The following is a 25748-nucleotide window of genomic DNA, read 5'->3' as shown; positions in this document are numbered from 1 at the left end:
CTTCGTTTAAAACATTTCAAACCTTTGTTTCAAATCCGCTTCAATCTCACCTGTAGCATATTGACGATGCAATGTGATCAGTTCGCCTGATTTTACGAGCCTTTGTGCCTCAGTCAGCAGCTCTTCCATAGGTTGATCGGATTCAATATGCGGAATAGACTGGCGAATTCTTGCATGGATAGCTTCCAATGCTGCAGTCGATTTTAATGGCTGATGGTAATCCTTGGCCTGTGCCGCACATAACAGTTCAATACTTAGTATTTTATCGACATTGTCAATGACCTGCAGTAATTTTCGGCCGGCAATAGATCCCATACTGACATGATCTTCCTGGCCTAAAGAGGTAGGAATGCTATCTGCACTTGCAGGAAAACAAAGTCCTTTATTCTCACTTGCAATCGCGGCCGTGCTATATTGTAAGATCATAAATCCTGAATTGAGACCGGTTGACTTCATTAACAATTTTGGGACTCCGTTGGTTTGACCTTCTAAAGACAAATAGACCCTTCGGTCCGAAATATTGCCAATTTCCGATGCGGCCAGTGTGGCATAATCCAAAGGCAAAGCAATTGACTGTCCGTGAAAGCTACCGCCACTAATGGTTAGTTCATCATTAATGATCACAGGATTATCGGTCACTGCATTTATTTCGATTTCTATGGTATCCTTCAAATGAAACCAAGCATTGCGTGATGCTCCATGGACCTGAGGGATACAGCGCAGCGAATAGGGATCTTGTACACGAGAACAGTCTTTGTGGCTTTCCAAAATGGCCGAGCCATGAAGCATGTTAAAAATGCTTGCAGCGACATAGCGGTTTCCTGGGTGCGGGCGTAATTGATGTAATTCTGTAAAAAATGGTTTTATTGAACCATTTAAGCCTTCAATCATTAAGGTAGCAATAATGTCAGCGTTCTGAAGTACACGATTTAACTCGGCAACAGCCATCACACCATGTGCAGCCATAAATTGAGTTCCATTGATTAAAGCCAGACCTTCTTTTGCACCCAGCTGAACCGGTGCCATACCGTGTTTTTCCAAAACGGCAGCTGTCTCCACAATCTCCCCTTCTACGTTAACTTTTCCTAAACCAATCAATGGTAAAAATAAATGTGACAATGGGGCCAAATCACCCGATGCGCCGACAGAACCTTGTTTGGGAACCACAGGAATGACATGATTTTCAATATGCCAAATAATCCGCTCAATCGTCGTATACTGAACTCCTGAAAATCCTTTAGAAAGCGCGTGAACTTTAAGAATGAGCATCAATTTGGCCAAATCGTTGGCTATAGGTTCTCCCATACCGACAGCATGGCTTTTGAGAATATTTTCTTGTAACAGCTGCGTTTGACTTGCATCAATAAGTGTGGTACACAATGGACCAAAACCGGTATTGATCCCATAGACAACCTCACCGCGCTCAACTATTTTCCTGACATAACTGGCGCTTTGCTCGATCTTATCCTTGACTTCGGGGGAAATTTCCCCGGTAACCGTTCCTTTTGCTATCGCTAAAGCGGTGGAGCATGTTAGCTGCCCACTGCCATATAAAAATTTTTCCATTATCATAACTGCTTTACTCAAATGTACTTGCTATATTTGATAATTAGAAATACCATTTTTATCATCAATTGATAACCATGAATTATCAAATAGAGCTAAGACATTTACTGTATTTTAAAGTATTGGCAGAAGAACTGCATTTTAGAAGGGCTGCCGAAAAATTGTTTATTGCGCAGCCAGGCTTGAGCAGGCAAATTAAGCAGCTGGAGGAATCCTATGGCGTAACACTCTTTGAGCGTAATAAACGAAATGTTCAAATGACTGAAGCGGGGATGTATCTCTTTCAGGAGGTGAAAGAACTATTTCGGCACTTGGATCAGATTGAAACTCAACTTCAAAGTTTTGCCAACGGTAAAATAAGCACCTTAAAGCTGGGGTTTATCGGGTCGGCTGTTCAAACAATCTTACCGCAATTGCTTGTCACCTTAAAACAGCAGCAGCCTGATATCGAGTTATCACTTCACGAACTAGCGAATGAAACCCAGCTGGATCTGCTGGAGAAAAAAGAACTGGACTTAGGGTTTGTTCGTCTTTCCGAAACGCCCCCGGGGTTATGTAGCTTACCTATACATACAGAGCATTTTAGCCTCGTTTTACCCAACGATCATCCCCTTTTGAAGTCGCCGCAACCAAGTCTTGATGCGTTCAAAAATGAATCATTTATCTTATTTTCCAAAAACTATAGCCACTCTTATTATGATCTCGTGATGAGTATTTTTAGTGATCATAAGTTTATCCCCAAAGTTACTTTACGCACAGTGAATGCTTTAACTATTTTCAATATGGTTGCTCAGGGACTGGGTGTTGCAATAGTTCCTTCATCTTTAAAGAACGGATACCATGTTGATGTTACTTTCCTTGAATTGGATACTTTGCCGCAGCGAACGACCCTCTCCTTGGTTTGGAATGCCCAAAATCGTAATCCCGGTATTCCATTAGTTATTCAGATCATCGCTTCGCAAACCAACAAAGCTAGACCTGATACTGCCGACATAAACAATAATAGCTAAGCCTGCATCAAAAGAATGTCAAATAAATTGTTCGGATAAGCTTGTTATTGTATTGCATATAAAAAACAAATTCTCTAAGTTTGATATATTTACTAAACTTTATTTAAAAAACGAATTATGATTTTAGAAGTAGCTGTATTACAAATTATTGAAGGGCAACAGTCCGATTTTGAAAGAGATTATAAAACAGCTTGCCAGTATATTAGTGCGAGTAAAGGTTATATCACGCATTCCTTACGTAAATGTATTGAAAAAGATAACCAGTACATTTTGTTGGTTGAATGGGAAACTTTAGAAGACCATACCATTGGTTTCAGGGAGTCGGCATTATTTAAGGAATGGGAGAAACTTTTACATCATTACTACGATCCATTTCCAACAGTCGAACATTATGAAGTGTTAAAATAGTAGTTTTGTCGTCCTTTTCTACAATAATCTAGTATCTTTGTAGAAATTTTTGATATTCAACTTTTAACCCCTATAACGTCACAAGCGTTATAGCTTTGAACAGAACAAGATGTACACAAAAGAAAAAGCAAAAGTAAATAGTTTTACGGTAGATCATACCAAGTTAAAACAAGGGATCTACGCTAAAGCTTCTACAACCAATAACAGCAATGTTGAGAGTTATACAACTTACGACATTCGCATGATCAGACCGAATTCTCCGGAGCGTATGCTATCACCTGAGGTCATGCATACCTTAGAACATTGTTTTGCAACAGAAATTAGAACCATCTTAGGTGATGAAGTTATTTATGTTGGGCCAATGGGTTGTTGCACGGGATTTTATGTTGTATTGGCTGGAACAGCGAAAACTCCTCAGAATGTGGCGGAATTGATGAAAGAAGTATTAGAGACTGTTCTTACAGAAGGATACGAAGTACCTTTCCAAAACCCGATTAGCTGCGGAAATTACACATTCATGGATTTTCCCACCTCAAAACAGGCTTGTGTTAACTTCTTAAATCTAATTACTGCCGAAGAATTGGAATTTGAGTATCCATATATCGAAGAAAATTAAATGATCCTGAATAAAGATATTGAAACGATTATCTTGGTAGCAAATAAAAATGAGCTATCTTTTAATTCGACAAGTGAATCGACTTTCGTATACGAAATTGGTGTAGGTAAAGTAAATGCGCTCCTGTCCGTAGCTACGCTTTACGAAGACATCAAAGCATTAGGGATTAGTCCCGTTCTTCTCAATGTTGGCACGGTAGGTTGTACAAGGCATCCGATAGGCCATGTCCTTTATCCGGCATACTATGCACAAGGGGATGCTTATACGGATGGATTTTTCCTGGAAAACACCTTGTTTTTTAAAGGTCAGGGCGTATTGGAATCCATATCTCGTGATGAATTTCGCTACGAAGATGCACTTTTGACATCGGATCGTTTTATCAATGTAAATACTGCTTTTTATCAGGATATCAAACATTTTAATCCTTTGGCATTTGATATGGAATCTTATGCCCTAGCGAATTTCTGTTTTCAAAAAAACCTCACCTTTCATAGTATTAAAATTGTTTCAGACAATTGTGATGGTACAGTTAAAGATTGGGAAAGTATTTTAGGAGAAATTTCAGGGAGATTAGGTGATATTCTCGATCAATTCATGAAAAAGCTGGATAACGAAAAAGCTGCTGCGGTCAGTATATCGTAATCTAATGAAATAGCAAAAAAAAAGACCTGTAGAAATAGAGGTCTTTTTTTTTGCAAATTACCGCGTTCTTTCTTCAACAGCTTCCCTATTGTCTTTCTAATTTGAATTTATTCAAACTATTCTCTCCCGAGGTTGTTCAGATAAGTGGATTACAAGCCCATCGTTATTTCAATATAACTCTTCCACACTGCAAATAAATCGATCTAATATTCTTATGAAGAAAAAGAAGAAAATAATAATTTCAAATAGACTGCCGATACAAATAGAGCGAAAAAAAGAAAAATTAATCATCAAGCCGAGTGCGGGCGGACTGGCAACCGGTTTAAATTCCGCCTTTGATACGGATGAAATACTTTGGGTTGGCTGGCCGGGAATTGTTCCCAAAGATGAAGAGGAAAAAGAAAAGATTGTCGAGCTTCTCAAACCGATGAACTTGCTTCCTGTTTTCTTATCCAAAGATGAAATACGCAATTTCTACGAAGGTTATTCCAATGAGGTCCTCTGGCCTATTTGCCATTATCAACCGAGCTACATCCATTTTGACCGCGAATATTGGTCTACCTATGTCATGGTAAATAAGAAATTCTGCGAGGCTACGCTTTCTATCGATGAGCCATCCGATTTTATTTGGGTCCATGATTATCAGCTTATGCTGCTCCCTCAACTGCTGCGTTCAGAGAACCAAGAGCTCAACATCGGTTACTTTCACCATATCCCTTTTCCTTCGGAGGAACTCTTTATGAACATTCCGCAACGTAAAGAATTGGTTGAAGGTTTACTGGGAGCAGATCTTATCGGATTTCATACTTTCGCCGATAGTCAGAACTTTCTAAATGCCTGCAAAAAAATACTGCATGTATCATCTGGACATAACCAGCTCAAGTACAAAGACCGTCATATATTTATAGAATCCTTTCCGATGGGCATTGATTTTGATAAATTCGTCGAAGTCAGCAGTCAGCCTAAAATCCAGTCCATTGCAAGCCAATTCCGGAGCCATTTTCCCGATCAAAAGATTATTATAGCTGTAGATAGGCTCGATTATAGCAAAGGGATATTAGAGCGATTACGTGCATTCCTCACTTTCCTTGAAAAATACCCCGAGTGGCATACAAAAGTTGTGTTATATATGCTTATCGTGCCCTCCAGGGATAAGGTATCGCAATACAAAAAACTGAAAGATGAGATTAACCGGAAGGTGAGTGAAATCAATTCCATTTATGGCAATCTAAGCTGGACGCCAGTATTATATTTTTATAAATCGCTTCCATTCGAAGAACTGGTTGGATTATATGTTGCATCCGATATCTGTATGATTACATCTACGCGAGATGGGATGAATCTTGTAAGTAAAGAATACATCGCCAGTAAGACTTTGTCAAAGGGCGTATTGATTTTAAGTGAGTTTGCAGGCGCCTCCAAGGAACTTGTTGATGCCTTGATTATTAACCCCTATAATCGTACGGAAACGGCAGACAGTATTTATCAAGCGCTTAAAATGCCGCCCGAAGAAATTCAGGAACGTAACGATGCCAATATTCAGATTATACAGAAGTTTAATGTGCAGCATTGGGTGCAGCTTTTTACCAATCGTTTGGCTGAGACCAAAGCCATACAACGTGACGAATGGGCAAGACGAATCTCGGATAAGGTATTGAATAGTATTTCAGAAAGGTATAGCAAAAGTAGCAATAGACTCTTTTTTCTGGACTATGACGGTACCTTGGTCAAATTCCAGAATCATGCCCAGAAAGCAACGCCGACGACCCTGTTGTATAACCTTTTGGATAATATTATTTCTGATCCACTCAATACATTGGTCATCATAAGCGGCCGATCACAAGAGAGCCTATCGTCTTGGTTTGACGGTCGATCTTACTATTTAGTTGCCGAACATGGTATTTGGTCAAATTTCCCAAATTTCAACTGGTCGTATAAAAAAGGATTGGCCCTCCACTGGATGCCTGAAGTAAAAAAGCTGATGGAAAAACTCGCCGATCAAACTCCGGGGGCTTACATCGAGGTCAAGCCCTACTCGTTAGCTTGGCATTATAGAAAAGTGGAACTGGGCTTAGGCGAACTTAAAGCAACAGAGCTAAAGGAGATTTTAAACCCAATGCTCAACGACTATGGATTACAGCTACTGGACGGAAATGCTGTCATTGAGGTCAAAAATACAGAAGTTAATAAAGGTAAGGCGGCATTGGAAATCGCAGGACATATAAAAGCAGATTTCATGTTGGCTATTGGCGACGACATTACCGACGAGGATCTATTCAGGTATCTACCGCAATCGACCATAAGTATTAAGGTAGGCAGCAACAAATCTGCAGCAAAATATTATTTAGATGAACAAGAAGATGTTCTTCAATTTTTAAATCAACTTATCGTAAAATAATGAACGAAAATACAACAGAAAACAGACATATCTACCAATCTGGAATCATTGGAAATTGTTCCTACATAGCGCATGTTGGCATCGATACAAACATATCATGGTTGTGCTGGCCATCGTTCGAAGATAGCTTTGTATTCGGCAGTATGATCGATAAAAATCAAGGTGGAACTTTCAAGATCAGTTCAGAGGAAGCAGTTGTGGAAACCAAGCAGTATTACGTCAAAAACTCCAATGTGCTCTGTACGGAAATCCACACGGAATCCTACGCCTATCGTATTACAGATTTTGCACCTCGTTTTGAACAATTCGGGCGGTATTTTAAACCGTTGATGCTGATACGAAAGATCGAACCACTGCATGGTGCCCCTAGCGTCAACATCAGATGTCAGCCGACTGCTGACTACGGCCGCTTGGCACTTAAGCCTACCCGTGGCAGCAACCATATTCTTTATAGCAACGATCAGGTCGGAGAGCGGATTCGACTTACTACTGATCTGCCTATTTCACATTTCTTCCAAGAGGAAAGCTGGACCATTATCAGTGAAAATAAATACCTTATACTGACGTATGATGCAGCTTTCGAATCGGCTATTGTGAGCACCTGTGAGGATTTCCTCCATAAGACGCTCAGTTATTGGCAGCGATGGATTAAAAGGTGTAGTATCCCCAACATTTATCAAACAGAAGTTATCCGATCAGCTCTGGTGCTGAAACTTCATCAATATGAGGATACAGGAGCAATTATCGCCGCATCAACAACTAGTCTGCCCGAATATCCAGGTTCGGGAAGAAACTGGGACTACCGTTATTGCTGGGTACGTGATAGTTATTATGTCTTAACAGCATTGACGCACATCGGTCAGTTTGAAGAAATGGAAAGCTTTGCTAATTATATTGCTGGCATCACGCATCGCAACCCTGGAAGACTTCAACCTTTGTATGGTATCCTTGGTACCACCGAACTGACAGAACAGATCTTACCTTACCTAAAAGGCTATCAGGATAACGGTCCAGTGCGGATTGGCAATCAAGCTTTTGAACATATCCAAAATGATGTATACGGCCAAGCAATGATTGCCTTGTTACCTCTTTTCACTGATCAACGTTTTAAAATCCATGAAAACAAGAATGTGTTAGGCTGGGTAAATTTCATTCTCGAAAAGATTGAGGCTACTATAGAGGAAAAAGATGCCGGTATCTGGGAGTTTAGAAATTTCGCCAACCACCATTGCTATTCCAATCTTTTTCAATGGGTTGGATGTAAGGCGGCCCTATTGATTGCGCGTCAAAATGGTTATCAAGATATGGAGGATCGCGCGAATGTCCTCTTAAAAAAAGCAGAAGCTTATATCGAGGCCTGTTATGACGAAGAGCGAAAAGTCTATCAGAATGCTATTGATAGCCGGAATTTAGACGCCAGTACCTTGCAGCTCATTGTCATGGATTACCTTGACCCAAAATCGGAACGCGCTCTTCATCATCTCGAAATGCTGGAAAAGGAATTAAAAGGTGAAAATGGGCTTTTCTATCGCTATAAACATCAGGATGACTTCGGCAGACCCAAATCCACTTTCTTAGTCTGTGCATTTTGGTACGTGGAAGCACTAGCCTGTGTCGGCCGTGTGGAGGAAGCGAAAGAGATCCTCGAACGTTTGCTGACCTACAGCAATCACCTGGGGCTGTTCAGTGAGGATGTTACCGAGGACAATGGCAGCCAATGGGGCAATTTCCCACAAGCCTACAGTCACGTTGGATTGATGAATGCCGTTTATCGGCTTGCCATAAAATTAGATAAACCAATTTTTCAATGACATAAAAACAAAATGTGCGTTCAAAATAAATTGATCGCACATTTTTACGCTTATAATTGCCAATTAAATGGCCTTGATTAATTATTACAATTTATCCAGCCAGTTTTCTACCTCTTCTTTGGTTTTTCCGGTCTTTTGTTGCAATTTACCCAACAATTCATCTTCCTTTCCCTCGGCATACAATAGATCATCATCGGTTAAATCTGCATATTGCTGTTTCACTTTACCTTTCAACTCGTTCCAACGGCCTTTCCATGTTAAATTACTCATAAATGCTCCTTGTTTTTAAAAAATGAATGTATGTACTTTTATATTAATGTCTGTTTATAGCTGTCAAAATGTTCACAGATCTCCTCCATCCCGATTCGCTTGCCCATCAAGTCTATAAAACGGTTTTTATACAATGAAAATATGTATAGTCCCGTTGCCAAACTCCCTATGACAAAAATACCTTCCAGTTCATTGCTCTTCACAAGCTTGTTGTTCAGGTGGCACTCTTTGAGTAACGGAATGTTATAAGAAGACCATTTACCCATTTTATCTTTGAGTACCAAACCAATATTTTTTGTCCCTGTCATCATTTCAGCTCCTTTTATTAGAAAAACAGCTACGTTGCTTCAAATGTTTTCTAATTTTTGTCATTTTGAAAAGAATAGGTCTTTCATACACAAGAGCAAGTAATTATACGGTGACGTCCAAAAAAAATGTTTCCAATTGATTAATTGGAAACATACTGTTAAAGATTGCTTTTACTATTTTTTGTTAGCGTTTACCTGGTAAATAGATTTGAAAACCTACGCCAACGCCTAAACCACTCGCACCGCTGCCGGTATTAATATTAGCCTTGCTATAATTGTAGCCAAAGGTAGCTTCCAAAGCAACAGTTCGTGTGATAAAATGTGCATATCCAACATTGGCTCCTACCGCCAGTGCGACATCTTTGCCCCTAGAACTTCCTGAGATACCAATGTCTCCCTGTCCAAAAAACCGACCTGTACTTGATCCCGCATTTGGAAAGTAATAACGCACAAATGGCGCTACACCATAAGTCCATTCATTATCAGCATCTTTTTGAGTAGCCAAGCCAAGATTTGCCTGTGCACCAATAGCCAATCCATCGGACACGAAATAACCAGCTCGTGGTTGAAGTGCTACATTAAATGATTTTCCTTCAAAACTATAGCCAAGATTACCGATCGATCCACCGACCATCCAATTTCCTTGTCGAATAGGTTCAATTCCGACATCCGAGGACATCTGTGGTGTAGTTTCAATTTTCTGAGCATGGGCCTGATACCCAATTCCTGCTGTTATTAATAAAAGAAGTGTCAATTTTCTCATAGTATCTCTATTATCTAAATTACTTTAGTTTAATAACAAGATCGACAAATGAAAAGTTTTAAATTTATTCTTAAAATATATCGTTTTGTCATTTTGTAAAAAAGAGAACCAATCAGATTTGACTCATGTTCCTATTAAAAAGACGATGAATACAGCAATTCAATTTGGTGATGCTATTTCAGATTATTTCCAAGAAAGCTCCCTATTCTTGAACGAAATAGCCACAATGGAAAACGAACCGGACAGCTACAGTCTTAAGCATGTATATAGGCCATCCAAGGTTTCGGATCGAGATGCGGTCAATCTCAAACTATACGCTCCAAAAAGTATGGCTGGCCCCGATCCAAGTGAAGAAGAACAACGCGACCGCACCACTAAAGAAAAGATTAATACAGAAGAGGATCAACATAAAGAGAAACCAGATCATTCAGAAGAAGATATTTATGATGCTGATTCAGGGCAAAAGGAAAAGGACAAAAAAAACTCCCACAACTAAGGGAGTTTTTTTGTAGATATAACGAAGAGGTCCGAGTGACCTTTTCTAAGTGCTCCTTTAAGGTTTAGATTGTATAGCATTGATGCTATCCTTCCTCAGCGTGTCTGCTAAACTGGTATCCTTCTGCATGCTCATTTTTTGTTGCTCGCTTAAATTGTATCTTGTTTCATCGGCAGCGCTCGGCGCGATATTGTCCGCCTGACCACTTCCTTCTGCTGGATTTTTGTTTGGATTTTGGCACGCAAAGAATAGTGTGCTGCAAAATAATAACGTTCCCAAAACTACCGTGAATTTCTTGCTCTTTTTCATATTTTATTTTGTTTTTGTGATCAATCTTTTTCTTAAGAACCACATTCAGAACTTATTAGTTTAATAAAAACTGATAAAAAACAATCATTTAAACTTCTGCTTAAAAAAACAGACAGTTCCCATACTCCACTAAATACAGAAGGATACCCGTAATAAAGACATTTTTTAATGGAACAAATACCCAATTGACCGGGCGCAAATCGGTCGCCTATTTTTATCGGGACGCTTTCAATTGTGTACTCTTGTAGCGTTTAGGCTACAAAATGATCAATACGCAGGTGTACGTATTTTTCCCCTATACCTGTTTAAACAAGTTTTAGATGAACCTGAAAACATAAATGTAGCACTTTAATTGCACCTCCATATATCAAATAAACATCAATCAATTTAACAAACGATACTATGAGCAATTCCAATTTGAATATTTTAGTCGAGGAAAAAAGAAGTCTTTTGAAACATTTTGCGGGAAAATTCACCAATGATCCCGATGAAAAAGAGGATTTAATTCAAGAGACGCTTATTCGTGCATTGAAATCGATCGATGATTTTATCCGTCATCCAAAATTAATGTCGTGGCTCTACGTTATTATGAAAAATGTTTACATTAACCAATATCGTAAAGCCAAACGTATAAACGACATCCATGAAACATACATCGGTCTAGAAAGCACTAACACTGTAGAATCCAATAAAAGTGACAGCAAGTTTATCGCTGATGATATTCAAAAAGCGATGTGCAGTTTGTCGGAAGAAAATTACCAGGTGTTTCAATTATTCCTTGAGGGATACAAATACCATGAGATCGCCACCTATTTTGGCATGCCCGAAGGAACAATCAAAACCAGGATACACATGACGCGAAAAAAACTTCAAAAACAGCTTAAAATTTACAAATTAAAATAAAACAAAACGTAGCTTTTGAGGTTATCTACCTAAAGTAACTTAACCGGATAGCTGACAATTCGCTAAATAATAAATATATGAAATCAGAAGTTAAAACAAAAAATCAGCACAATATGGTCATTACGCTGATTATCTGTGGCGGTCCCATTGGAAAAGGAAATGGGAAGACCATTGTACAAGCGGTAGTTACGGACACATTAGACAAAAATCAAACTAAAGTAGAGACAGAAAAAGGTAAAAAATCTCCTTCTGTAAATAAAACAAAATAGATGAGAATTTACTCATAGAACCTTGAAATTTATCCATAGAAAGGGTTGCTTTTGTTAAGAAAGTAACCCTTTTTAATATATTTTTCTTTCTATTTACCTGATAGTCCATCTCCCCTTTCCTGTATAAAACCTTTGATTTATGTGAATAATACGGATCTTATCTTTTTCGAAAACCGGGGATGCCTCTCTTCCGTTCTTACAAGAAAGATTAAAATTCATATGAAAGTAAAAGCTGGTTATACAAGAAAGAAAATAGGCAAGTCTTTTAAATATTTAGATACATCAGGATCAGAAGTATCTGATAAAAAGATCTTAGAAAGAATAATGAAACTGGTTATTCCGCCCAACTGGAAGGATGTATGGATTGCCAAAAGTGCAACCAGTGATCTGCAAGCTTTTGGATTCGATCAAAAAGAGCGTAAACAATATATCTACCATACGAAATTCGTTGACCAACGACAAGCGGCAAAGTTCAGCAATATTCTTTTTATGGGTAAATATTTGCAAGAATTAAGAAAGATCAGCACTAAACATCTCAAACATCAGGTTTGGGATATGGACAAATTGTGTGCAATTGCTTTTAAAATTATGGACAGTACATTAATTCGTATCGGCAATAAGCGCTATACACTGACCAATAAGTCATATGGCCTAAGTACACTGGAAAAAAGGCACATCAACATCGAAAACAACAAGATATCTTTGGCTTATAAAGGCAAAAAGGGTGTTTTTCAGCAAAAGTCATGGTCCAATAGGCAACAGGCTAAGCTTCTGGAAGAACTTTTAAAAATGAAGGGAAAGAGGATATTTCAGATTGATAGTGCTACCTGCGAAAGCACGTTCTGCGGTGCGGCCTTTAATCAGTATCTCCGGGAGAATTCCACGGGTCAGATCAGCTGTAAAAGCATTCGTATTTGGGGAGCCAGTCGAGAAGCTTTTTACCAGCTCGCCCAAACAAAACAGGCGGAGGCACTTAATGCCCGAAAAAGACAGCTAAACAAGGTAATTAAACATGTTGCAGAGCAGCTCGGCAATACAAAGACTGTTTCACAGACTTATTATATCCATCCTACCATACAACGTTTATTTATGGAGGGAAGATTCCCCAGTATAAAAAGTAAATTACCGCTTGCGAAATTAGAGGATAAATTATACCGTTTTCTGCTTAAACACACCAATAAGGCAATTGTTTAACGTCCAAACCTAAACCATTCGTCCAATGGATGGCTTAGGTTATTCATCCAGCATGATGCCATATCCATGGCGGCAACAGAAAATGTGATACCATTTCCACCGAAACCACATACAAAGTATGAGTTTTTAAACTTTTCATGTTTTCCGATATAGGGCAATCCATCTTTGGTTGTTCCAAAAGTACCAGCCCAGGCAAAATCTGCGTGAAAGGCCCTATCGGTAAAAATTTTGTTAAATGACTTTTCCAATTTAAGTGATTTCGCTGAAATGAGACTATCTCGCTTGATGGGGTCTTTAAATTCTTCATCTTCTCCCCCAATCAGAAACCTATGATCATCTGTGGTGCGCATATACAGATAAGGTTCAGCAGTATTCCAAATAAGCAGATCGCGATACCGATCATAATTGTCTTTATCGGCTTCTGACACGATTGCAAATGTACTCAAGAGGTCGACAAATTTCTCCGGAATAAGGTTTGTCGTTTCATATCCTGTACAATAAATAATTTTCTTCGCTTTGATTTTAGCTCCTGTCGAAGTGGTTACAAGATTATGCGCCGACTTATATAATACAGTGTCTAAGGCTGTTTTGTCGAAAATCAATAATCCCTTTCTAACGTTGTATGCCAGCAGTTCATGTGTAAAGCAAAAGGCATCTATGCTTGCCCCTAGAGCCGAGAGAATTCCAGCATAAGCGCCATGTATAGCATAACGATCCTTGATATCTTGTTCCGTTAACCATTTAACGTCAAAACCCGCCGTTTGTCGAGCTTCAAACTCTTGCTTCAACCAGGAGATATCTTTTTTCCTTGCCGCGTAGTAGAGTGATTTTTTTGTTCGGAAACCAGCTTTGGACCGGATTTTCTTTGCGATTTCCCCCAATTTGACAATTGCTTCACCACAGGCTCTGTAGCTCGCTATTGCGCCCTCTTTACCAATTAATTCCTTTAATCTATACAAAGGCACATCAATTTCATATTGCAACATAGAGGTTGTTGCCGCCGAACTCCCATTCACAATTTCACGCTTGTCGATAAGAATACATTTCTTTCCATCGTTTATGCATTGATGTGCGATCAGGGCCCCTGTAATGCCGCCCCCAACGACGAGAACATCACAGCTAAGATCATCTTGCAAGGAAGGATAACTATTTAGAAGACCGTTTTTTATTAACCAGAAAGGTTCATTTGACTTTAAATCCATTGTAATAAAAGCTTATTGAATGTTTGTATAACTATTTCTGAAAAGAAATAGTTTGGTTGGCATTTTATTAAATTTCAAACCATTTGAGCATTAGCTAGGTTATCTTATTAGCAATTAATAGATTACTTATGCGAGCAATTTGGACGGGGGCTATTGGTTTTGGTTTGGTCAATATCCCAATTAAAATATATAGTGCAACGGAGAATGCTGCTTTAGATCTGGATATGCTTGATCGAAATGATCTATCCAATATTAAATTCAAGCGGGTGAATGAACAAACCGGCAAAGAGGTAAAATGGGACAATATTGTTAAAGGATATTTCATAAAAGACCACTATGTCGTGCTGGAAGATGCAGATTTTGAAGACGCAAGTCCAGAAAAGACCAAACTTATCAATCTTCATGCTTTTGTCAAACTGATGGATGTAGACAGTATATATTTTGAAACGCCCTACTATCTGGAGCCACAGAAAGGTGGAGAAAAAGCCTATCAGTTATTGCTCAAAGCATTAGAAAAAACTAAAATGGCGGGCTTAGGGTCGTTCGTCATGCGAAATGTAGAACATCTAGCCCTTATAAAGCCCTATCAAAATGCATTGGTTTTGAATAAAATACGTTATCAACAGGAAATCAGAGCACTTGATGAGCTTAAGTTACCTACTGCAATTAAAATTCAAAAAGCAGAAATGGATATGGCTACACAGCTGATCGAGCAACACAGCACATCCTTCGATATCAGCAGCTATAAAAATGAATATATGGACGAGCTCCTCAAAATAATCAAACAAAAAGACAAGGGTAAACGTCCTACCATTCGAAAAATGAAAATAGAGCATACAAAAGCGGATGATTTGCTTGCAAAACTTAAAGCAAGCCTAGGTTAAACAAAACACCCTGTGCCATGATACGTAAACTAAAATCGGGTCAATATCGAATATATGCCAGGCATCCTGATAAAGAGACGAACAGACATCGAAATCTGGGTACTTTTGATACCCTTGGGGAGGCAAAAAAAACACGAGCAAGAAATTCAATATTTTAAGCATAAGAAGTGAAATAAGATGAAGAATATCATACCGGAACAGAAAGAAGGCAAGCACCTGGATTGCTTTGAATCCCTCGAGTTTCCAAGTGAAGCTATGGCCAATTTAGCCTATGCTTCGGCTATAAACAATCTTAGAAAGGTCAACCATTGGCATGAACTCGCTCAGATACCTGCTACTGTGTTTCAATTAACAGCGGGTTATGGTACTCCAATTGATCGTTTACTCGAATTACATGATTATATCCGACTCAATATTCCAGGACCGGGACTTCCAAGTAGTGATGGTTATGATTGGGTGAATGTTGTCAGCCTCATTTCAGACAAAACGGACGATTATAGTGTTTTTGCCATAACATTGAAACCTTGCCCCGATCCAAGCCATCCTGGGGATAAAAATACAGCTCATTTTTTTGAAGGAGTTTCATCTTCTACCTTTTTGATCGAACAACGGAGGAATAGTATTTTGTTCCAGTACGCTGGAAGAAACGAGATCATCAATGTCGACAATGAGAATATGAGTGATAATGTTAGGAATTATTTCATTGGTCTAGCAGCTAAAATTGGGGCATCTTACCCACAATGGAAATCACTTCTTAAAGGGATGGCCCATGCCGTGGCCAAAGAGTTTAATGTTCAGCATTAGTTCCTTCTGCCGAACGGAAATTGGCAGCAGCTTTAATTTCGAAATAAAAAGAACCCAATAAGGCAACTTTATATCTTTTATAACCTTCTGTTATAAAAGATTCAATCGATATTGTCGTAATTTTTTTTGTATATTTATGTATATCATAAGAAGTTTTGGGGTATTATGAATCATACATTTCAATCTAACAATCAAACCATCATTACGCTTCAATCTTTTGGCAGTCTGGTCATCTTAGATCGACATTTTAATGTCGTTGGGATAACCGAATCTGTCGTAAATGATCACGACGCCAAAGAGAACCTATTAGGAACTCATTTCTTTGATAGCTTTAGCAACACATTCGGTGAAGCGTTATCCAAAATCAAGAATGCAGTAACTGATCTAATTGAAAACGGGCAGTCGCGCCATATTTTACCCATTAAAATGAGAAAAGAACGTGTTTACGTAAAATTGCGAAGACACGATGAATACTTCTATATCGAGTGGGAACAACAACACAAAAAATACATTGCTGCAAAAAAAATAAATGAGCTTAATTTTTTGCTAGATACTATTCAACCGAATAATTGGGACCGTGTTTGTTCGGCCATCAACAAATTACTGAATTACGATCGGGTTTTCGTTTTGCAGGTTCAGGAAACGGGTTATAGTTCCGTGATTGCGGAACATACAGCAGATGGACAAGCCCATTTCAAAGGAATGGAGTTCTCGAAAGATTTTATGCCTGAAGAAGTTTTGTTGTACTATCGGAGCTATTCATATCGATATGCTCCCAATATTAATATCGAGGGACAAGAATTCTATTGTACGGACGAAGGAATTGATCCGGTCTCGAGTTTATTATCACCTTTACCTGAACTTCACCGGCTTTTTTTAAAAAAGATAAATGTACAAAGCGCCTTGTTTTTTAGAATCTGTATCGATGATGACTTTTGGGGTCTTGTGGTCGCACAAAACGATGAAGAGCGGGTGGTCGATCTGCAGCAACGAAAACTATGCACGTTTGCCATCCAGGCAGCCACCAGCAAATATGAGAGTCATGTCAAACAGAATCTGTTGGAAAGAACGGAACTTCTTAAACTCGCTGAAGAAGAGTTAAAAAGGAGTCTTTCTGAAAATAAAATGGTGAATTGTGCTTTGATACAGCATATGGATATTCTTACCCAACTGGTCAATGCAGATGGATTGGCCATATTTAACCAGGGCGATGTTTTTAACTATGGTCATTCTCCGCAGAAAGCGCAATTTTATGAAATCATTCAATTCCTGCAAAAACATACCGATAAAGCCCTCTTCAAAGATTATAACTTTCGGCTGAATCATCAGGATAACTTCAACGATAAATTGGGTTTTGCGGGGCTCATGTATCTAAAGGTTGGCTTGGAAAACGATTATTACCTCGTTTGGTTTAGAAAGGAAAACCGTAATCAGGTGATGCAGATGGAGCTGAAAAACGAGCCGCATGAAAGCAAACAGCTCAAAATCTGGGAAGATATGCGCTATGACGTTGCCAAACCCTGGAATGATGCTGAAATCAATTTTGTCCTTCGTCTGAATCAGATTATCAAGGAATCCATTTTTGCAAAATTAAAGGAACGTCAGTTGCTAAATGAGGAGCTTCTGAGTTTGAACAATGAGTTGGAAATGTTTACACATACCCTATCTCATGATTTAAAAAATCCCTTGTCCATCTTAAAAATGGGCATACAATTTCTACAGCAGCACTCCGACAATATTGATTTTACAAAAATCAATAAGTGGTACCAGAATTTCAGCCGAAGCGTTACAAACATTGAAGATATTATCAACAATATGGTCCAGTTGAGCCAGCACCGTTCCAGTATTTTAGACAAGGAACCACTTCCCATGGCCTATACAATTCAGCGCATATTTCAAGAAAACAGCATTTTATATAACGTCAATAATTGCCAACCCACTTTTGGTACCCTATTACCAATTTGGGGCGAAAAAAGTGCCGCGTATCAAATTTTTTCCAATTTAATTGTTAACGCAATAAAATATTCTGCACAGGCAGACAGGCCTTTAGTGACAATAGATAGTTCCGACGAAGACGATTATACGCATTATCAGATCAAGGATAACGGTATTGGCATACCAAGTGACCACCTGCCTCATATTTACGAAATGTTTACCAGAGCCGACAATGTGGGTTCAATACCTGGTACGGGCATTGGGCTTTCGCTGGTGAAACGGATAATGGAGCGATTGGGAGGAAGTATCGAAATTGAATCAGAGGTTGGTATAGGCACTGTTGTCCACCTCTACTTCCCTATTGTTAAGCCATTTCCTGAACAAATGTTACTCGATTGATCTTTGTTTCAAATCCTGAAATCTTTCAAACTATTTTCCATCTAACGTTGTTCATTTAAGGAGAGAATACCATCCAATAAAAAGGATCGTATCACTTAAAAAGAAATCGAAAATGGAAGAGATATTGCAACATGCAGTAGTAAAACGAGGTTTAATTATTGCCTATTATTTTAGTAACATCTGGTATCGTAAAGGATTGTTCGGGGAACGTACTATTCCCGATCCAAATGACACTGATCCGATCGAACATCCTGAACCAACTATAGATGAAATCGATCCGGAAGAAGAGGAAAATATCAACTACACACATAAAAATCCGCAGACAAGAAGCGAGATAAGCCCTGGAAAGAAGTCTTCCGCTACCTGGAACGAAAATGTCGAAAATCGGGCCATACCCAAAAAGACAGATTGACCGATGGGTCAATCTGTAAAGATATTCAACTGTCCTTTTTCATCAAAAAATACATCGCTGATAAAAACGATACGCTGATCTCCCGTCTTTAGGGTGCGGCCATGATATACACAGCGGATTTTTCCTTCCCTGTCCTCAAATAGACTATTATGCCCGGTACCCGAAACCATTCCACCCCTATTGGTATTCCTTTCAATGATTGGATTAGATACCGATTTTTGATAGCTTCCCAAAGGGGTTGTTGCTGTTGCGTAACCAACAGCATAATTGGCTCCCGCAAAATAATTGGCCGAATACATCATATAGTATAATCCGTTTTCTTTGACCAAAAAAGAACCTTCTGTCCATCGTCTATTGACCTCACCTGAAGTAACTGATCTACTTTCCCATTCTGATTGTGCATCGTTCATCGTAACTGGGGGGCGCATTAAAAGAACTGGACTACCGATCACCTTCGTCATACTGCTATCCAATTCGACTCCGTAGACCCAGCTTTCTTCAATATTTTTATAGCCAAATTTTTTCTCCGCCCAAGTTGCAATTTCTGATTCCACAGGATGTTCGTAGCAGCAACGTGAATAGAACAGATAATTTCTATGGTCTGTATCTCTAAAAACATTCGCGTCAATGATGGGGTATCCAGGATCAAAAATAGGTTTCCCGGTCAGATCTTTAAATGGCCCCAATGGACTATCCGCCACTGCAATTCCTATACGATAGTTTTCCAGCTGTTTTTTGGGATTTTCTTTCCAATGAGCACTATAATACATGTAATATTTGTTATTCACACGATAAACTTCAGGAGCCCAGAAATCCTTTTCCCCCCAACCATTCGGCTGTTTGGCATCGTATACTTTTCCCTCCTTTTTCCATGTCTTTAGATCTTTGGAACTATAGGCTATAAATCCATTTTCAGTCCCGCCGGTTCCATATAAATAGTATTGATCCGAAGGTGGATCGAATACAATAAAAGGATCACCAAAGGCTACATCTGTTTGATAGGATTTTCTAGGTCGCCTCGATCGTTGATCTGTGCTTAAAAAGCGAAACTTTGCAGTTTCGAATTGCGGAATCAAGAGACCGCTGCTATTTGCCACAAATTGAATCGGCACTATGGCTGTCCGCCGAGGTGCAACTTTTTCATCTGAAAAATGTGTATGACAGACGTAATACCATTGCTTTCCTCTTTTGAAAATGTCACCGTGTCCAGTTCCGGCAAATCCGCTATTCTTACGGCTTAATGCAGGTTGACCTTCCAGTTTTTTCCAGGGTCCATAAATATTTTCAGCGATAGCAACACCGACAGCGTAGTCCTTATTCCGAAAATCATTCGCCGAATAGAACATATAATAATATTTTCCCTCTCGAATAACGGTGGGACCTTCACTTACTGTCCAATCGGCATTCGCCGTATTTTCCCAGGGAAGTTCTGCGTGGAGACATTCTTTCAGCGTTTCATCCTTTATTCCGGAATAATCTGACTTCAGCTCCGCCACAAAGATTCTATTCCCATCCTTTAACCTTACATGAAATAGGTATTTTTTCCCATCTTTATCGCGGAATACAAATGGATCAATTTGCTTTTGCCCGATAGCAATTGGCACTTTGGCAGTTTGCTTAAAAGGACCTGTTGGAGCATCACCGACTGCGATTGCAATATGCTCATCGGCTGTGTAAGCCATATAAAACTTACCATTCTCAAACCATACTTGTGGTGCCCAAAACCCTTTTGATCCAAAGATATCGCCCTTTACAGCCGCAAAACCTGAATTAACTCCCTCCGGACTTACCCAGGAATCTAAATCCTTAGACTGGTATACTTTAAAGCCCTGCTGTTCATGCTGATCACCATTCGTACCATAAAGGTAATAATATCCTTTGTGATAGAATATGGTCGGATCCGCTTGAAAAATGCCGTTTATCGGCATCTGCGCATTTTCAATCTGATCTTTGTTTACAGTTTGCGCAAATGTCCTTTGGACAAAAAACAGTAAGAAAGCAATAGGTAGCAAATATATTTTGTTCATTGATTATAATACATCATATAGGTGAAAGCCTAAAATTGAACAAATATTTGCTAAGACTGGAGGTAAATCGTATCAATTGAATATCATTTTGTATCAATTTAAAAATCTCCTGATAGATTTATCGAAATCCATTCTCTTCTATTCCCACAAACCCATTTTACTATCCAGACTTTTTCTATCCGAAAACATTTCGATATATACACCAACATACTGACACTATCTTTACGGATCAAAATTTCCCTGATCATTTGCCTGGAAAATTTTCGCTAATTTAAAATGCCTCTTTCAAAAGCAAACTTAACCAGATGTGCCGTGTTTTTTACGCCCGCTTTGTCTATGAGGTTCTGACGATGGCCCTCAACAGTACGCTTACTTAAAAAAATCTTATCTGCAATTTCGACATTCGTGTAGCCTTCCGCAATCAGTTTTAATACTTCCAGTTCTCGCTCCGAAATATCAAAATCCGTTTGCAATTCTCCTGGGATCTGCGCATAGCTTTGCCCAGAACGGACTTGATCTAAAAGTATCATGGCGATCTCTTCGCTCATGTACCGTCCGCCGTTAGCAATATGATTCAACCCAAAAAGCAATTCGTTATAGCCAACATTTTTGACCAAATAGCCAGCAAGACCAGATTCAAAAGCCTCAATGACATAATTAATCTGGTTCAGCATAGATAATATAACCACTTTAATAGATGCATATTGACTATTTAGAACCTGAAGCAATTCCATGCCGTCCATTTCATCCATACTGATATCCGTTAAGACGATATCAGGAACAGGATTTGCACTCAGGAAGTCAAGGGCCTCTTTGCCATTTGACGCTTCGCCAACGACTTCAAATCCTTCTTGAGATTCTAATAGTAATTTTATTCCGTTACGTACAACCATGTGGTCTTCAACCAATAGTATTTTTATCATTATTATCTTTTTAAATAGTCAATTTTAGTAAAATACCTGTCGCAAGCGTATCACTCATAATCCGCGCATTATAGAGCTCGGCAATTTTTATCAAACGCATTGGACTGCTTTCGAGTTTTGATACTGACAAGGCTTCTCCTTGTTTGAAAAACGGCGATACTTTGACAAGGATTTCAAATTCGATCACTTGCACTGAAATTGAGATGGCCTGTGAAGGTATCTCATCATTTAAGTACTGAAAAATAGCTGTCAGGAGTTTAAATAGATGAACTTGTGCCTGTTGATGCAGCTCTCTCAGATGTGGATCAAGAAGGATATCAATTATAAAACCAGATCGTTTCTTGTAACTGGCCACGGCTTCATCAACCGCATGAAAAATTCCCAGGTCATTTAATATGGGATTGTAAAGCAATCCCGCTTTATTGCGGATTTCTATAACTAAGGTAGTCAATGAATCACGTAGGCAACGTAATTCTTCAAAATCGCCATAACGATTAGTGAAATTCTGAAGCGATACACGCATTCCGTAAAGCTCCTGAGCCAATTCATCGCGAAAATACCGTCCTATTTTTCCGATATCATCCTGTTGATTCCTAATAATCGATTTATAAAAATCTTCTTGGCTACCGTCCCATACCTCCTTTAACTCCGCCTTATCTTTTAGGCCTTCAGATTGGCCTTTTGGTCCATCTGATAGGTCAAAATATAGTTTTTTGTTCACGTCCCCCATATTGTTTTCCATTTCATGTTGTAACTAATAACCACTTCAAGGTACGAACAGTTTTAAAAATTAACACCTATTTAGCTAAAAGATGTATCCTTTAAAGTACTACGTATAAATACGTGCAAGAAAAAGATAAATGGGGGAATTTAGACAGGAAAACACTTGTTGTTAAAGTAAAAAAGTTCAAATACCCCCCCATACATCTAATGAGCAATCCACACAAAACACTACATATCAATCATTTAAAATAATAAATAAATATACTCGCTTGATAACACTGGCCTCTATGCATCCTTCCAAATTATTTTTTCTAGCATCTTAATTGCAGTGAATGTAGAAAAGATAGACACTTAAAATTTGATAATATGGAAAATACAACAATCGATCAACTGTTTAAGGAAAAAAGGCCTACGTTAAAGTATTTGGCAGCGCAATTTACAAATGATCCGGATGAACGGGAAGATTTGGTTCAAGAGACCATGGTGAGGTCGCTAGCATCTATCGAAAAATTCCTGAAACATCCGAAATTGATGTCTTGGCTCTATATCATTATGAAAAACACGTATATCAATCAATATACACGTAACAAAAGGTTAGAAAATTACAGAAGCGAATACATCAGCACTGGTTATCGCAATGAAATAACAACCAATCGCGGAGAAAATAATTTTGTTGCTTCTGATATACAGCATGCGCTCAATAATTTATCGAAAGACTATTATGACGCCTTTGCTATGTTTTTGGAAGGATTTAAATATTATGAAATTGCAGAGCATTTGCAAATACCGGAAGGAACAGTGAAAACACGTATACACATGGCACGAAAGTCCTTGCAAAAACAGCTTAAGATTTACTCAAAAAGTATTAATTAAAAAAATAGTCTTATTTAAAGAACAAAAAGCAGGTTATAGCCTGCTTTTTGAATTTACACCCCGTTATTTTGGCTAATATTGTTTTAGTCACTGCCGCTACCTCGGGATATATTTATTATATTTAGGGTGAAACTTACTAATTAAAATATCACTTTGAACATCATGTAATATGAAAAAGCAAACAATCGCTATATTTCTTATATGCTTGAGCAGCATAATTTTAATATCGTCGTGTGGTTCGGTATCAAAGGAAAGTGAAAACAGAATTCGTGTAAGTGGCGAAGGAAAGATTAGGATCATGCCCGACCAGGTCACCCTGACCATCAATACAACTTTCACAAAACCCAGAATGGTAGACGCGGTACGAGAAACACAAGCAACAGTCGACACCGTAATAGCGTTGCTCCAAAAATATGGACATCAAAAAGAAGATATCAAAACGAGTAGCGTGTCTGCAAATAAAGACTATCAATACATTGGTAATACCAATAAATTTATAGGTTATCAAGCACAGCAAACAATCGATTTTGTTTTACACGACTTATCGAAATTCACAGAATTAACGGGAAAATTGTTAGAAACAAAAATTAGTGGAATCGGTTCCATCTCATTTGACCACTCCAAAGCAGACAGTATTTTAAGAGAAGCAGATCTTATTGCATATGATGATGCTTTAAAATCGGCAAAAAAACTTGTATCTAGGGCTGACGTTAAAATTGGTAAACTGTTATTTTTGTCTAATGATGGAAGCGCATCCAACGAATCAACGCAGTACAGAACAGGAATGGCTCTAGAAACATTCAATAAAGGCTATGGTGGTGAAGGTTTTAAAATTGCTCCCGAAGTTTTAGAATTTAAAAGAACAATATTTACGGAATTTGAAATCAAATAGATGCCACACCGATTCTGTCTCCAATCAACCAGCGTCCTCGATTCAATGGTTGAATGAAAAAATAACGCTCGAGGGATGGTGTTTTAGCCGTTACGCGGACGAATTAGCTACCGATGATAGTCGAACTATTTTTTCGTATATTTAACATATAGTTTATATCCAGTTCATATAAGTTCTGTTACTTTATAATGCGATAATTAATGTAGTCAACGGAGTTAATGTATCTATTATGAAAACGATAAACTATTTTTTCCAGCGGATTATATTTAGAATCTTTTTGGGTCGATTCAGTTCATTCTATTCACCATTAAGATTCCACAAAACTTAATTGTTTTTAAAAACGGCATTGAGGTCCGATAATTTTATTTTTGTAAATGCTATTAACCAAAGATGCCTTTGGCAAAGATTTTATTTGGGGAGTTTCTACAGCTGCCTACCAGATTGAAGGAGCACATGATTTGCATGGAAAAGGCCCTTCTATCTGGGATATATTCGTCAAAAAAAGAAACCGTATATTTCAAAATCAACATGGTAATGAGGCCTGTGATTTTTACAATCGCTATGTTCAGGACCTGTATTTGATGCAGGGAATGCATATTCCTAATTACAGATTCTCTTTATCATGGAGTCGTATATTTCCAACTGGCATTGGTGCGGTAAATCAATCTGGATTGGATTTTTACGATCGTTTGATCGATTTATCCCTTGAGTTAGGGATAACACCTTGGCCTACCTTATATCATTGGGATCTTCCACATGCATTGGAAAAGAAAGGTGGCTGGGTAAACCGTGATGTGAAAGATTGGTTTGGAGAATTTGTTTCCAAATGTGTGCAAACCTACGGGGACCGCGTCAAGCATTGGATGGTTCTCAACGAACCTACAGTATTTACTGCTGCAGGTTATTTCTTTGGTGTACACGCACCAGAGAGAAAAGGTTTGGGCAATTTTTTAGCTGCGGCCCATCACGCTGCATTAGCACAAGCTCAAGGCGGCCGAATTATTAAGTCTTTACAGCTTAATAGCGAAGTAGGAACGACTTTTTCTTGCTCCCATGTTGAACCATTTACGTCGAAAGACAGAGACATTATTGCGGCGAAGAAAGCAGATGTATTGCTCAACCGCCTATTTATAGAACCACTACTAGGAATGGGCTATCCAACGCAAGAGATTAAAATACTGGGTAGAATTGAAAAGTATATGCACGCGAATGATGAGCGAGATCTGAAATTTGATATGGACTTTATTGGCGTGCAAAATTATACACGGGAAATTATACGATACGCCATGTTCGTTCCTTATCTTCAAGCAAAGATAGTGTCGGCGAAAGAACGCAAAGTTGAAATGACCGAAATGAACTGGGAAGTTTATCCAGCCTCCATTTATTATATGCTCAAGAAATTTAGTGCCTACCCTAATATCCCCACTTTAATTGTTACCGAAAATGGTGCAGCATTTCCTGATCAAATTGAAAATGGTTTAGTGCATGACCCCAAAAGATTGAGCTATTTACAGCACGCTTTACAGGAGGTTTACCGTGCAAAACAAGAAGGAATAAATGTCAAAGGGTATTTTGTATGGACATTCATGGACAATTTCGAATGGGCTGAAGGATACCGTCCAAGATTTGGACTAGTTTATGTTGATTTCAACAATCAACAGCGCATCGTCAAATCCTCTGGACATTGGTACGGAGACTTTTTGAAATAAAT

General features: G+C 38.6%; 26 protein-coding genes. 17 read left to right on the top strand and 9 right to left on the bottom strand.

Features of this window, described 5'->3' with window-relative positions:
- Nucleotides 1-6: 6 nt before the first annotated feature.
- Nucleotides 7-1566 carry a histidine ammonia-lyase gene (gene hutH, locus ACHWSC_RS19635; protein WP_333887063.1) on the bottom strand — a complete coding sequence of 520 codons (1560 nt, stop codon included), beginning with the start codon at nucleotides 1564-1566 and terminating at the stop codon, nucleotides 7-9.
- Between the two features lie 77 nt (nucleotides 1567-1643).
- Here hutH and ACHWSC_RS19630 point away from each other — a divergent pair, with 77 nt between their 5' ends.
- The 6 genes from ACHWSC_RS19630 to ACHWSC_RS19605 all read left to right on the top strand — a co-directional run bounded on the left by ACHWSC_RS19630 (nucleotide 1644) and on the right by ACHWSC_RS19605 (nucleotide 8451).
- Nucleotides 1644-2576, top strand: a complete 933-nt coding sequence (locus ACHWSC_RS19630) for a LysR family transcriptional regulator (protein WP_394677871.1) — start codon at nucleotides 1644-1646, stop codon at nucleotides 2574-2576.
- Between the two features lie 117 nt (nucleotides 2577-2693).
- Nucleotides 2694-2984, top strand: a complete 291-nt coding sequence (locus ACHWSC_RS19625) for an antibiotic biosynthesis monooxygenase (RefSeq protein ID WP_088161631.1) — start codon at nucleotides 2694-2696, stop codon at nucleotides 2982-2984.
- A gap of 109 nt (nucleotides 2985-3093) precedes the next feature.
- Nucleotides 3094-3600: an S-ribosylhomocysteine lyase gene (locus tag ACHWSC_RS19620; RefSeq protein ID WP_075992695.1), complete on the top strand. Its 507-nt coding sequence runs from the start codon at nucleotides 3094-3096 to the stop codon at nucleotides 3598-3600.
- Nucleotides 3601-4242: a hypothetical protein gene (locus tag ACHWSC_RS19615; protein WP_075992696.1), complete on the top strand. Its 642-nt coding sequence runs from the start codon at nucleotides 3601-3603 to the stop codon at nucleotides 4240-4242.
- Between the two features lie 214 nt (nucleotides 4243-4456).
- Nucleotides 4457-6640, top strand: a complete 2184-nt coding sequence (locus tag ACHWSC_RS19610) for a bifunctional alpha,alpha-trehalose-phosphate synthase (UDP-forming)/trehalose-phosphatase (protein WP_394677870.1) — start codon at nucleotides 4457-4459, stop codon at nucleotides 6638-6640.
- Nucleotides 6640-8451 carry a glycoside hydrolase family 15 protein gene (locus ACHWSC_RS19605; protein ID WP_333887055.1) on the top strand — a complete coding sequence of 604 codons (1812 nt, stop codon included), beginning with the start codon at nucleotides 6640-6642 and terminating at the stop codon, nucleotides 8449-8451. Before ACHWSC_RS19610 ends, ACHWSC_RS19605 begins: the two co-directional genes overlap by 1 nt.
- An 84-nt stretch (nucleotides 8452-8535) precedes the next feature.
- On the opposite strand, the gene ACHWSC_RS19600 is transcribed toward ACHWSC_RS19605, so the two are convergent.
- The 3 genes from ACHWSC_RS19600 to ACHWSC_RS19590 form a co-directional block, all read right to left on the bottom strand.
- Entirely contained in the window at nucleotides 8536-8721 is a 186-nt protein-coding gene (locus ACHWSC_RS19600) for a CsbD family protein (RefSeq protein ID WP_075992699.1), read from the bottom strand.
- Nucleotides 8722-8759: 38 nt separating this feature from the next.
- Nucleotides 8760-9032 (bottom strand): hypothetical protein, encoded by a 273-nt coding sequence (locus ACHWSC_RS19595; protein WP_088161634.1) that lies wholly within the window; start codon nucleotides 9030-9032, stop codon nucleotides 8760-8762.
- A gap of 181 nt (nucleotides 9033-9213) precedes the next feature.
- A complete protein-coding gene (locus ACHWSC_RS19590) occupies nucleotides 9214-9792 on the bottom strand; it encodes a hypothetical protein (protein WP_075992701.1) in 579 nt (192 codons plus the stop codon).
- Between the two features lie 145 nt (nucleotides 9793-9937).
- Between ACHWSC_RS19590 and ACHWSC_RS19585 the strand changes: the two genes are divergently transcribed.
- Nucleotides 9938-10288, top strand: coding sequence for a hypothetical protein (locus ACHWSC_RS19585; protein ID WP_394677869.1), 351 nt, complete (start codon nucleotides 9938-9940; stop codon nucleotides 10286-10288).
- 57 nt (nucleotides 10289-10345) lie between these two features.
- Here the strand turns inward: ACHWSC_RS19585 and ACHWSC_RS19580 are convergent, their stop codons facing one another.
- Nucleotides 10346-10597, bottom strand: coding sequence for a hypothetical protein (locus tag ACHWSC_RS19580; RefSeq protein ID WP_153848526.1), 252 nt, complete (start codon nucleotides 10595-10597; stop codon nucleotides 10346-10348).
- Between the two features lie 402 nt (nucleotides 10598-10999).
- On the opposite strand from ACHWSC_RS19580, the gene ACHWSC_RS19575 reads away from it, so the two are divergent.
- From ACHWSC_RS19575 to ACHWSC_RS19565, 3 genes are all read left to right on the top strand, one after another.
- Nucleotides 11000-11500 carry an RNA polymerase sigma factor gene (locus ACHWSC_RS19575; protein ID WP_088161637.1) on the top strand — a complete coding sequence of 167 codons (501 nt, stop codon included), beginning with the start codon at nucleotides 11000-11002 and terminating at the stop codon, nucleotides 11498-11500.
- Between the two features lie 77 nt (nucleotides 11501-11577).
- Nucleotides 11578-11769 (top strand): hypothetical protein, encoded by a 192-nt coding sequence (locus tag ACHWSC_RS19570; protein ID WP_088161638.1) that lies wholly within the window; start codon nucleotides 11578-11580, stop codon nucleotides 11767-11769.
- Between the two features lie 219 nt (nucleotides 11770-11988).
- Nucleotides 11989-12963, top strand: a complete 975-nt coding sequence (locus tag ACHWSC_RS19565) for a DNA topoisomerase IB (protein WP_394677868.1) — start codon at nucleotides 11989-11991, stop codon at nucleotides 12961-12963.
- On the opposite strand, the gene ACHWSC_RS19560 is transcribed toward ACHWSC_RS19565, so the two are convergent.
- The gene (locus tag ACHWSC_RS19560; protein WP_394677867.1) at nucleotides 12960-14165 is read right to left on the bottom strand and encodes an NAD(P)/FAD-dependent oxidoreductase; all 1206 of its coding nucleotides are present in this window, start codon (nucleotides 14163-14165) and stop codon (nucleotides 12960-12962) included. The genes ACHWSC_RS19565 and ACHWSC_RS19560 overlap by 4 nt on opposite strands.
- 128 nt (nucleotides 14166-14293) lie before the next feature.
- Between ACHWSC_RS19560 and ACHWSC_RS19555 the strand changes: the two genes are divergently transcribed.
- From ACHWSC_RS19555 to ACHWSC_RS19540, 4 genes are all read left to right on the top strand, one after another.
- Nucleotides 14294-15049: a Ku protein gene (locus ACHWSC_RS19555; protein WP_120334437.1), complete on the top strand. Its 756-nt coding sequence runs from the start codon at nucleotides 14294-14296 to the stop codon at nucleotides 15047-15049.
- 177 nt (nucleotides 15050-15226) lie between these two features.
- A complete protein-coding gene (locus tag ACHWSC_RS19550) occupies nucleotides 15227-15853 on the top strand; it encodes a hypothetical protein (RefSeq protein ID WP_394677866.1) in 627 nt (208 codons plus the stop codon).
- A 165-nt stretch (nucleotides 15854-16018) separates the two neighbouring features.
- On the top strand, nucleotides 16019-18187 hold the full coding sequence (locus ACHWSC_RS19545) for an ATP-binding protein (RefSeq protein ID WP_394677865.1): 2169 nt from the start codon (nucleotides 16019-16021) through the stop codon (nucleotides 18185-18187).
- 112 nt (nucleotides 18188-18299) lie between these two features.
- Nucleotides 18300-18599 (top strand): hypothetical protein, encoded by a 300-nt coding sequence (locus ACHWSC_RS19540; protein ID WP_394677864.1) that lies wholly within the window; start codon nucleotides 18300-18302, stop codon nucleotides 18597-18599.
- 8 nt (nucleotides 18600-18607) lie between these two features.
- On the opposite strand, the gene ACHWSC_RS19535 is transcribed toward ACHWSC_RS19540, so the two are convergent.
- The 3 genes from ACHWSC_RS19535 to ACHWSC_RS19525 form a co-directional block, all read right to left on the bottom strand.
- Nucleotides 18608-20626: a glycoside hydrolase family 43 protein gene (locus tag ACHWSC_RS19535; protein WP_394677863.1), complete on the bottom strand. Its 2019-nt coding sequence runs from the start codon at nucleotides 20624-20626 to the stop codon at nucleotides 18608-18610.
- A gap of 266 nt (nucleotides 20627-20892) precedes the next feature.
- The gene (locus tag ACHWSC_RS19530) at nucleotides 20893-21549 is read right to left on the bottom strand and encodes a response regulator (protein WP_394677862.1); all 657 of its coding nucleotides are present in this window, start codon (nucleotides 21547-21549) and stop codon (nucleotides 20893-20895) included.
- A gap of 10 nt (nucleotides 21550-21559) precedes the next feature.
- The gene (locus ACHWSC_RS19525; RefSeq protein WP_394677861.1) at nucleotides 21560-22270 is read right to left on the bottom strand and encodes a hypothetical protein; all 711 of its coding nucleotides are present in this window, start codon (nucleotides 22268-22270) and stop codon (nucleotides 21560-21562) included.
- Nucleotides 22271-22638: 368 nt separating this feature from the next.
- Between ACHWSC_RS19525 and ACHWSC_RS19520 the strand changes: the two genes are divergently transcribed.
- The 3 genes from ACHWSC_RS19520 to ACHWSC_RS19510 all read left to right on the top strand — a co-directional run bounded on the left by ACHWSC_RS19520 (nucleotide 22639) and on the right by ACHWSC_RS19510 (nucleotide 25746).
- On the top strand, nucleotides 22639-23145 hold the full coding sequence (locus tag ACHWSC_RS19520; protein WP_394677860.1) for an RNA polymerase sigma factor: 507 nt from the start codon (nucleotides 22639-22641) through the stop codon (nucleotides 23143-23145).
- A 169-nt stretch (nucleotides 23146-23314) separates the two neighbouring features.
- The gene (locus ACHWSC_RS19515) at nucleotides 23315-24037 is read left to right on the top strand and encodes an SIMPL domain-containing protein (protein ID WP_394677859.1); all 723 of its coding nucleotides are present in this window, start codon (nucleotides 23315-23317) and stop codon (nucleotides 24035-24037) included.
- A 374-nt stretch (nucleotides 24038-24411) separates the two neighbouring features.
- Nucleotides 24412-25746, top strand: coding sequence for a GH1 family beta-glucosidase (locus ACHWSC_RS19510; protein ID WP_394677858.1), 1335 nt, complete (start codon nucleotides 24412-24414; stop codon nucleotides 25744-25746).
- Nucleotides 25747-25748: the final 2 nt, after the last annotated feature.

The organism is uncultured Sphingobacterium sp., from assembly GCF_964277905.1.
GTDB lineage: Bacteria > Bacteroidota > Bacteroidia > Sphingobacteriales > Sphingobacteriaceae > Sphingobacterium > Sphingobacterium siyangense.
Note: the sequence above shows the minus strand (reverse complement) of the source record. Positions and strands in the feature narration are given on the sequence as shown.

Excerpts from the sequence above, each read along its gene's own strand:
- ACHWSC_RS19585 (WP_394677869.1), top strand. The coding sequence starts at position 9,938 with ATGAATACAGCAATTCAATTTGGTGATGCTATTTCAGATTATTTCCAA.
- ACHWSC_RS19590 (WP_075992701.1), bottom strand. The coding sequence starts at position 9,792 with ATGAGAAAATTGACACTTCTTTTATTAATAACAGCAGGAATTGGGTAT.
- ACHWSC_RS19620 (WP_075992695.1), top strand. The coding sequence starts at position 3,094 with ATGTACACAAAAGAAAAAGCAAAAGTAAATAGTTTTACGGTAGATCAT.
- ACHWSC_RS19600 (WP_075992699.1), bottom strand. The coding sequence starts at position 8,721 with ATGAGTAATTTAACATGGAAAGGCCGTTGGAACGAGTTGAAAGGTAAA.
- ACHWSC_RS19560 (WP_394677867.1), bottom strand. The coding sequence starts at position 14,165 with ATGGATTTAAAGTCAAATGAACCTTTCTGGTTAATAAAAAACGGTCTT.
- ACHWSC_RS19530 (WP_394677862.1), bottom strand. The coding sequence starts at position 21,549 with ATGATAAAAATACTATTGGTTGAAGACCACATGGTTGTACGTAACGGA.
- ACHWSC_RS19540 (WP_394677864.1), top strand. The coding sequence starts at position 18,300 with ATGGAAGAGATATTGCAACATGCAGTAGTAAAACGAGGTTTAATTATT.
- ACHWSC_RS19625 (WP_088161631.1), top strand. The coding sequence starts at position 2,694 with ATGATTTTAGAAGTAGCTGTATTACAAATTATTGAAGGGCAACAGTCC.
- ACHWSC_RS19515 (WP_394677859.1), top strand. The coding sequence starts at position 23,315 with ATGAAAAAGCAAACAATCGCTATATTTCTTATATGCTTGAGCAGCATA.
- ACHWSC_RS19595 (WP_088161634.1), bottom strand. The coding sequence starts at position 9,032 with ATGATGACAGGGACAAAAAATATTGGTTTGGTACTCAAAGATAAAATG.
- ACHWSC_RS19535 (WP_394677863.1), bottom strand. The coding sequence starts at position 20,626 with ATGAACAAAATATATTTGCTACCTATTGCTTTCTTACTGTTTTTTGTC.
- ACHWSC_RS19550 (WP_394677866.1), top strand. The coding sequence starts at position 15,227 with ATGAAGAATATCATACCGGAACAGAAAGAAGGCAAGCACCTGGATTGC.
- ACHWSC_RS19565 (WP_394677868.1), top strand. The coding sequence starts at position 11,989 with ATGAAAGTAAAAGCTGGTTATACAAGAAAGAAAATAGGCAAGTCTTTT.
- ACHWSC_RS19605 (WP_333887055.1), top strand. The coding sequence starts at position 6,640 with ATGAACGAAAATACAACAGAAAACAGACATATCTACCAATCTGGAATC.
- ACHWSC_RS19575 (WP_088161637.1), top strand. The coding sequence starts at position 11,000 with ATGAGCAATTCCAATTTGAATATTTTAGTCGAGGAAAAAAGAAGTCTT.
- ACHWSC_RS19520 (WP_394677860.1), top strand. The coding sequence starts at position 22,639 with ATGGAAAATACAACAATCGATCAACTGTTTAAGGAAAAAAGGCCTACG.
- ACHWSC_RS19630 (WP_394677871.1), top strand. The coding sequence starts at position 1,644 with ATGAATTATCAAATAGAGCTAAGACATTTACTGTATTTTAAAGTATTG.
- hutH (WP_333887063.1), bottom strand. The coding sequence starts at position 1,566 with ATGGAAAAATTTTTATATGGCAGTGGGCAGCTAACATGCTCCACCGCT.
- ACHWSC_RS19510 (WP_394677858.1), top strand. The coding sequence starts at position 24,412 with ATGCTATTAACCAAAGATGCCTTTGGCAAAGATTTTATTTGGGGAGTT.
- ACHWSC_RS19555 (WP_120334437.1), top strand. The coding sequence starts at position 14,294 with ATGCGAGCAATTTGGACGGGGGCTATTGGTTTTGGTTTGGTCAATATC.
- ACHWSC_RS19570 (WP_088161638.1), top strand. The coding sequence starts at position 11,578 with ATGAAATCAGAAGTTAAAACAAAAAATCAGCACAATATGGTCATTACG.
- ACHWSC_RS19615 (WP_075992696.1), top strand. The coding sequence starts at position 3,601 with ATGATCCTGAATAAAGATATTGAAACGATTATCTTGGTAGCAAATAAA.
- ACHWSC_RS19580 (WP_153848526.1), bottom strand. The coding sequence starts at position 10,597 with ATGAAAAAGAGCAAGAAATTCACGGTAGTTTTGGGAACGTTATTATTT.
- ACHWSC_RS19610 (WP_394677870.1), top strand. The coding sequence starts at position 4,457 with ATGAAGAAAAAGAAGAAAATAATAATTTCAAATAGACTGCCGATACAA.
- ACHWSC_RS19545 (WP_394677865.1), top strand. The coding sequence starts at position 16,019 with ATGAATCATACATTTCAATCTAACAATCAAACCATCATTACGCTTCAA.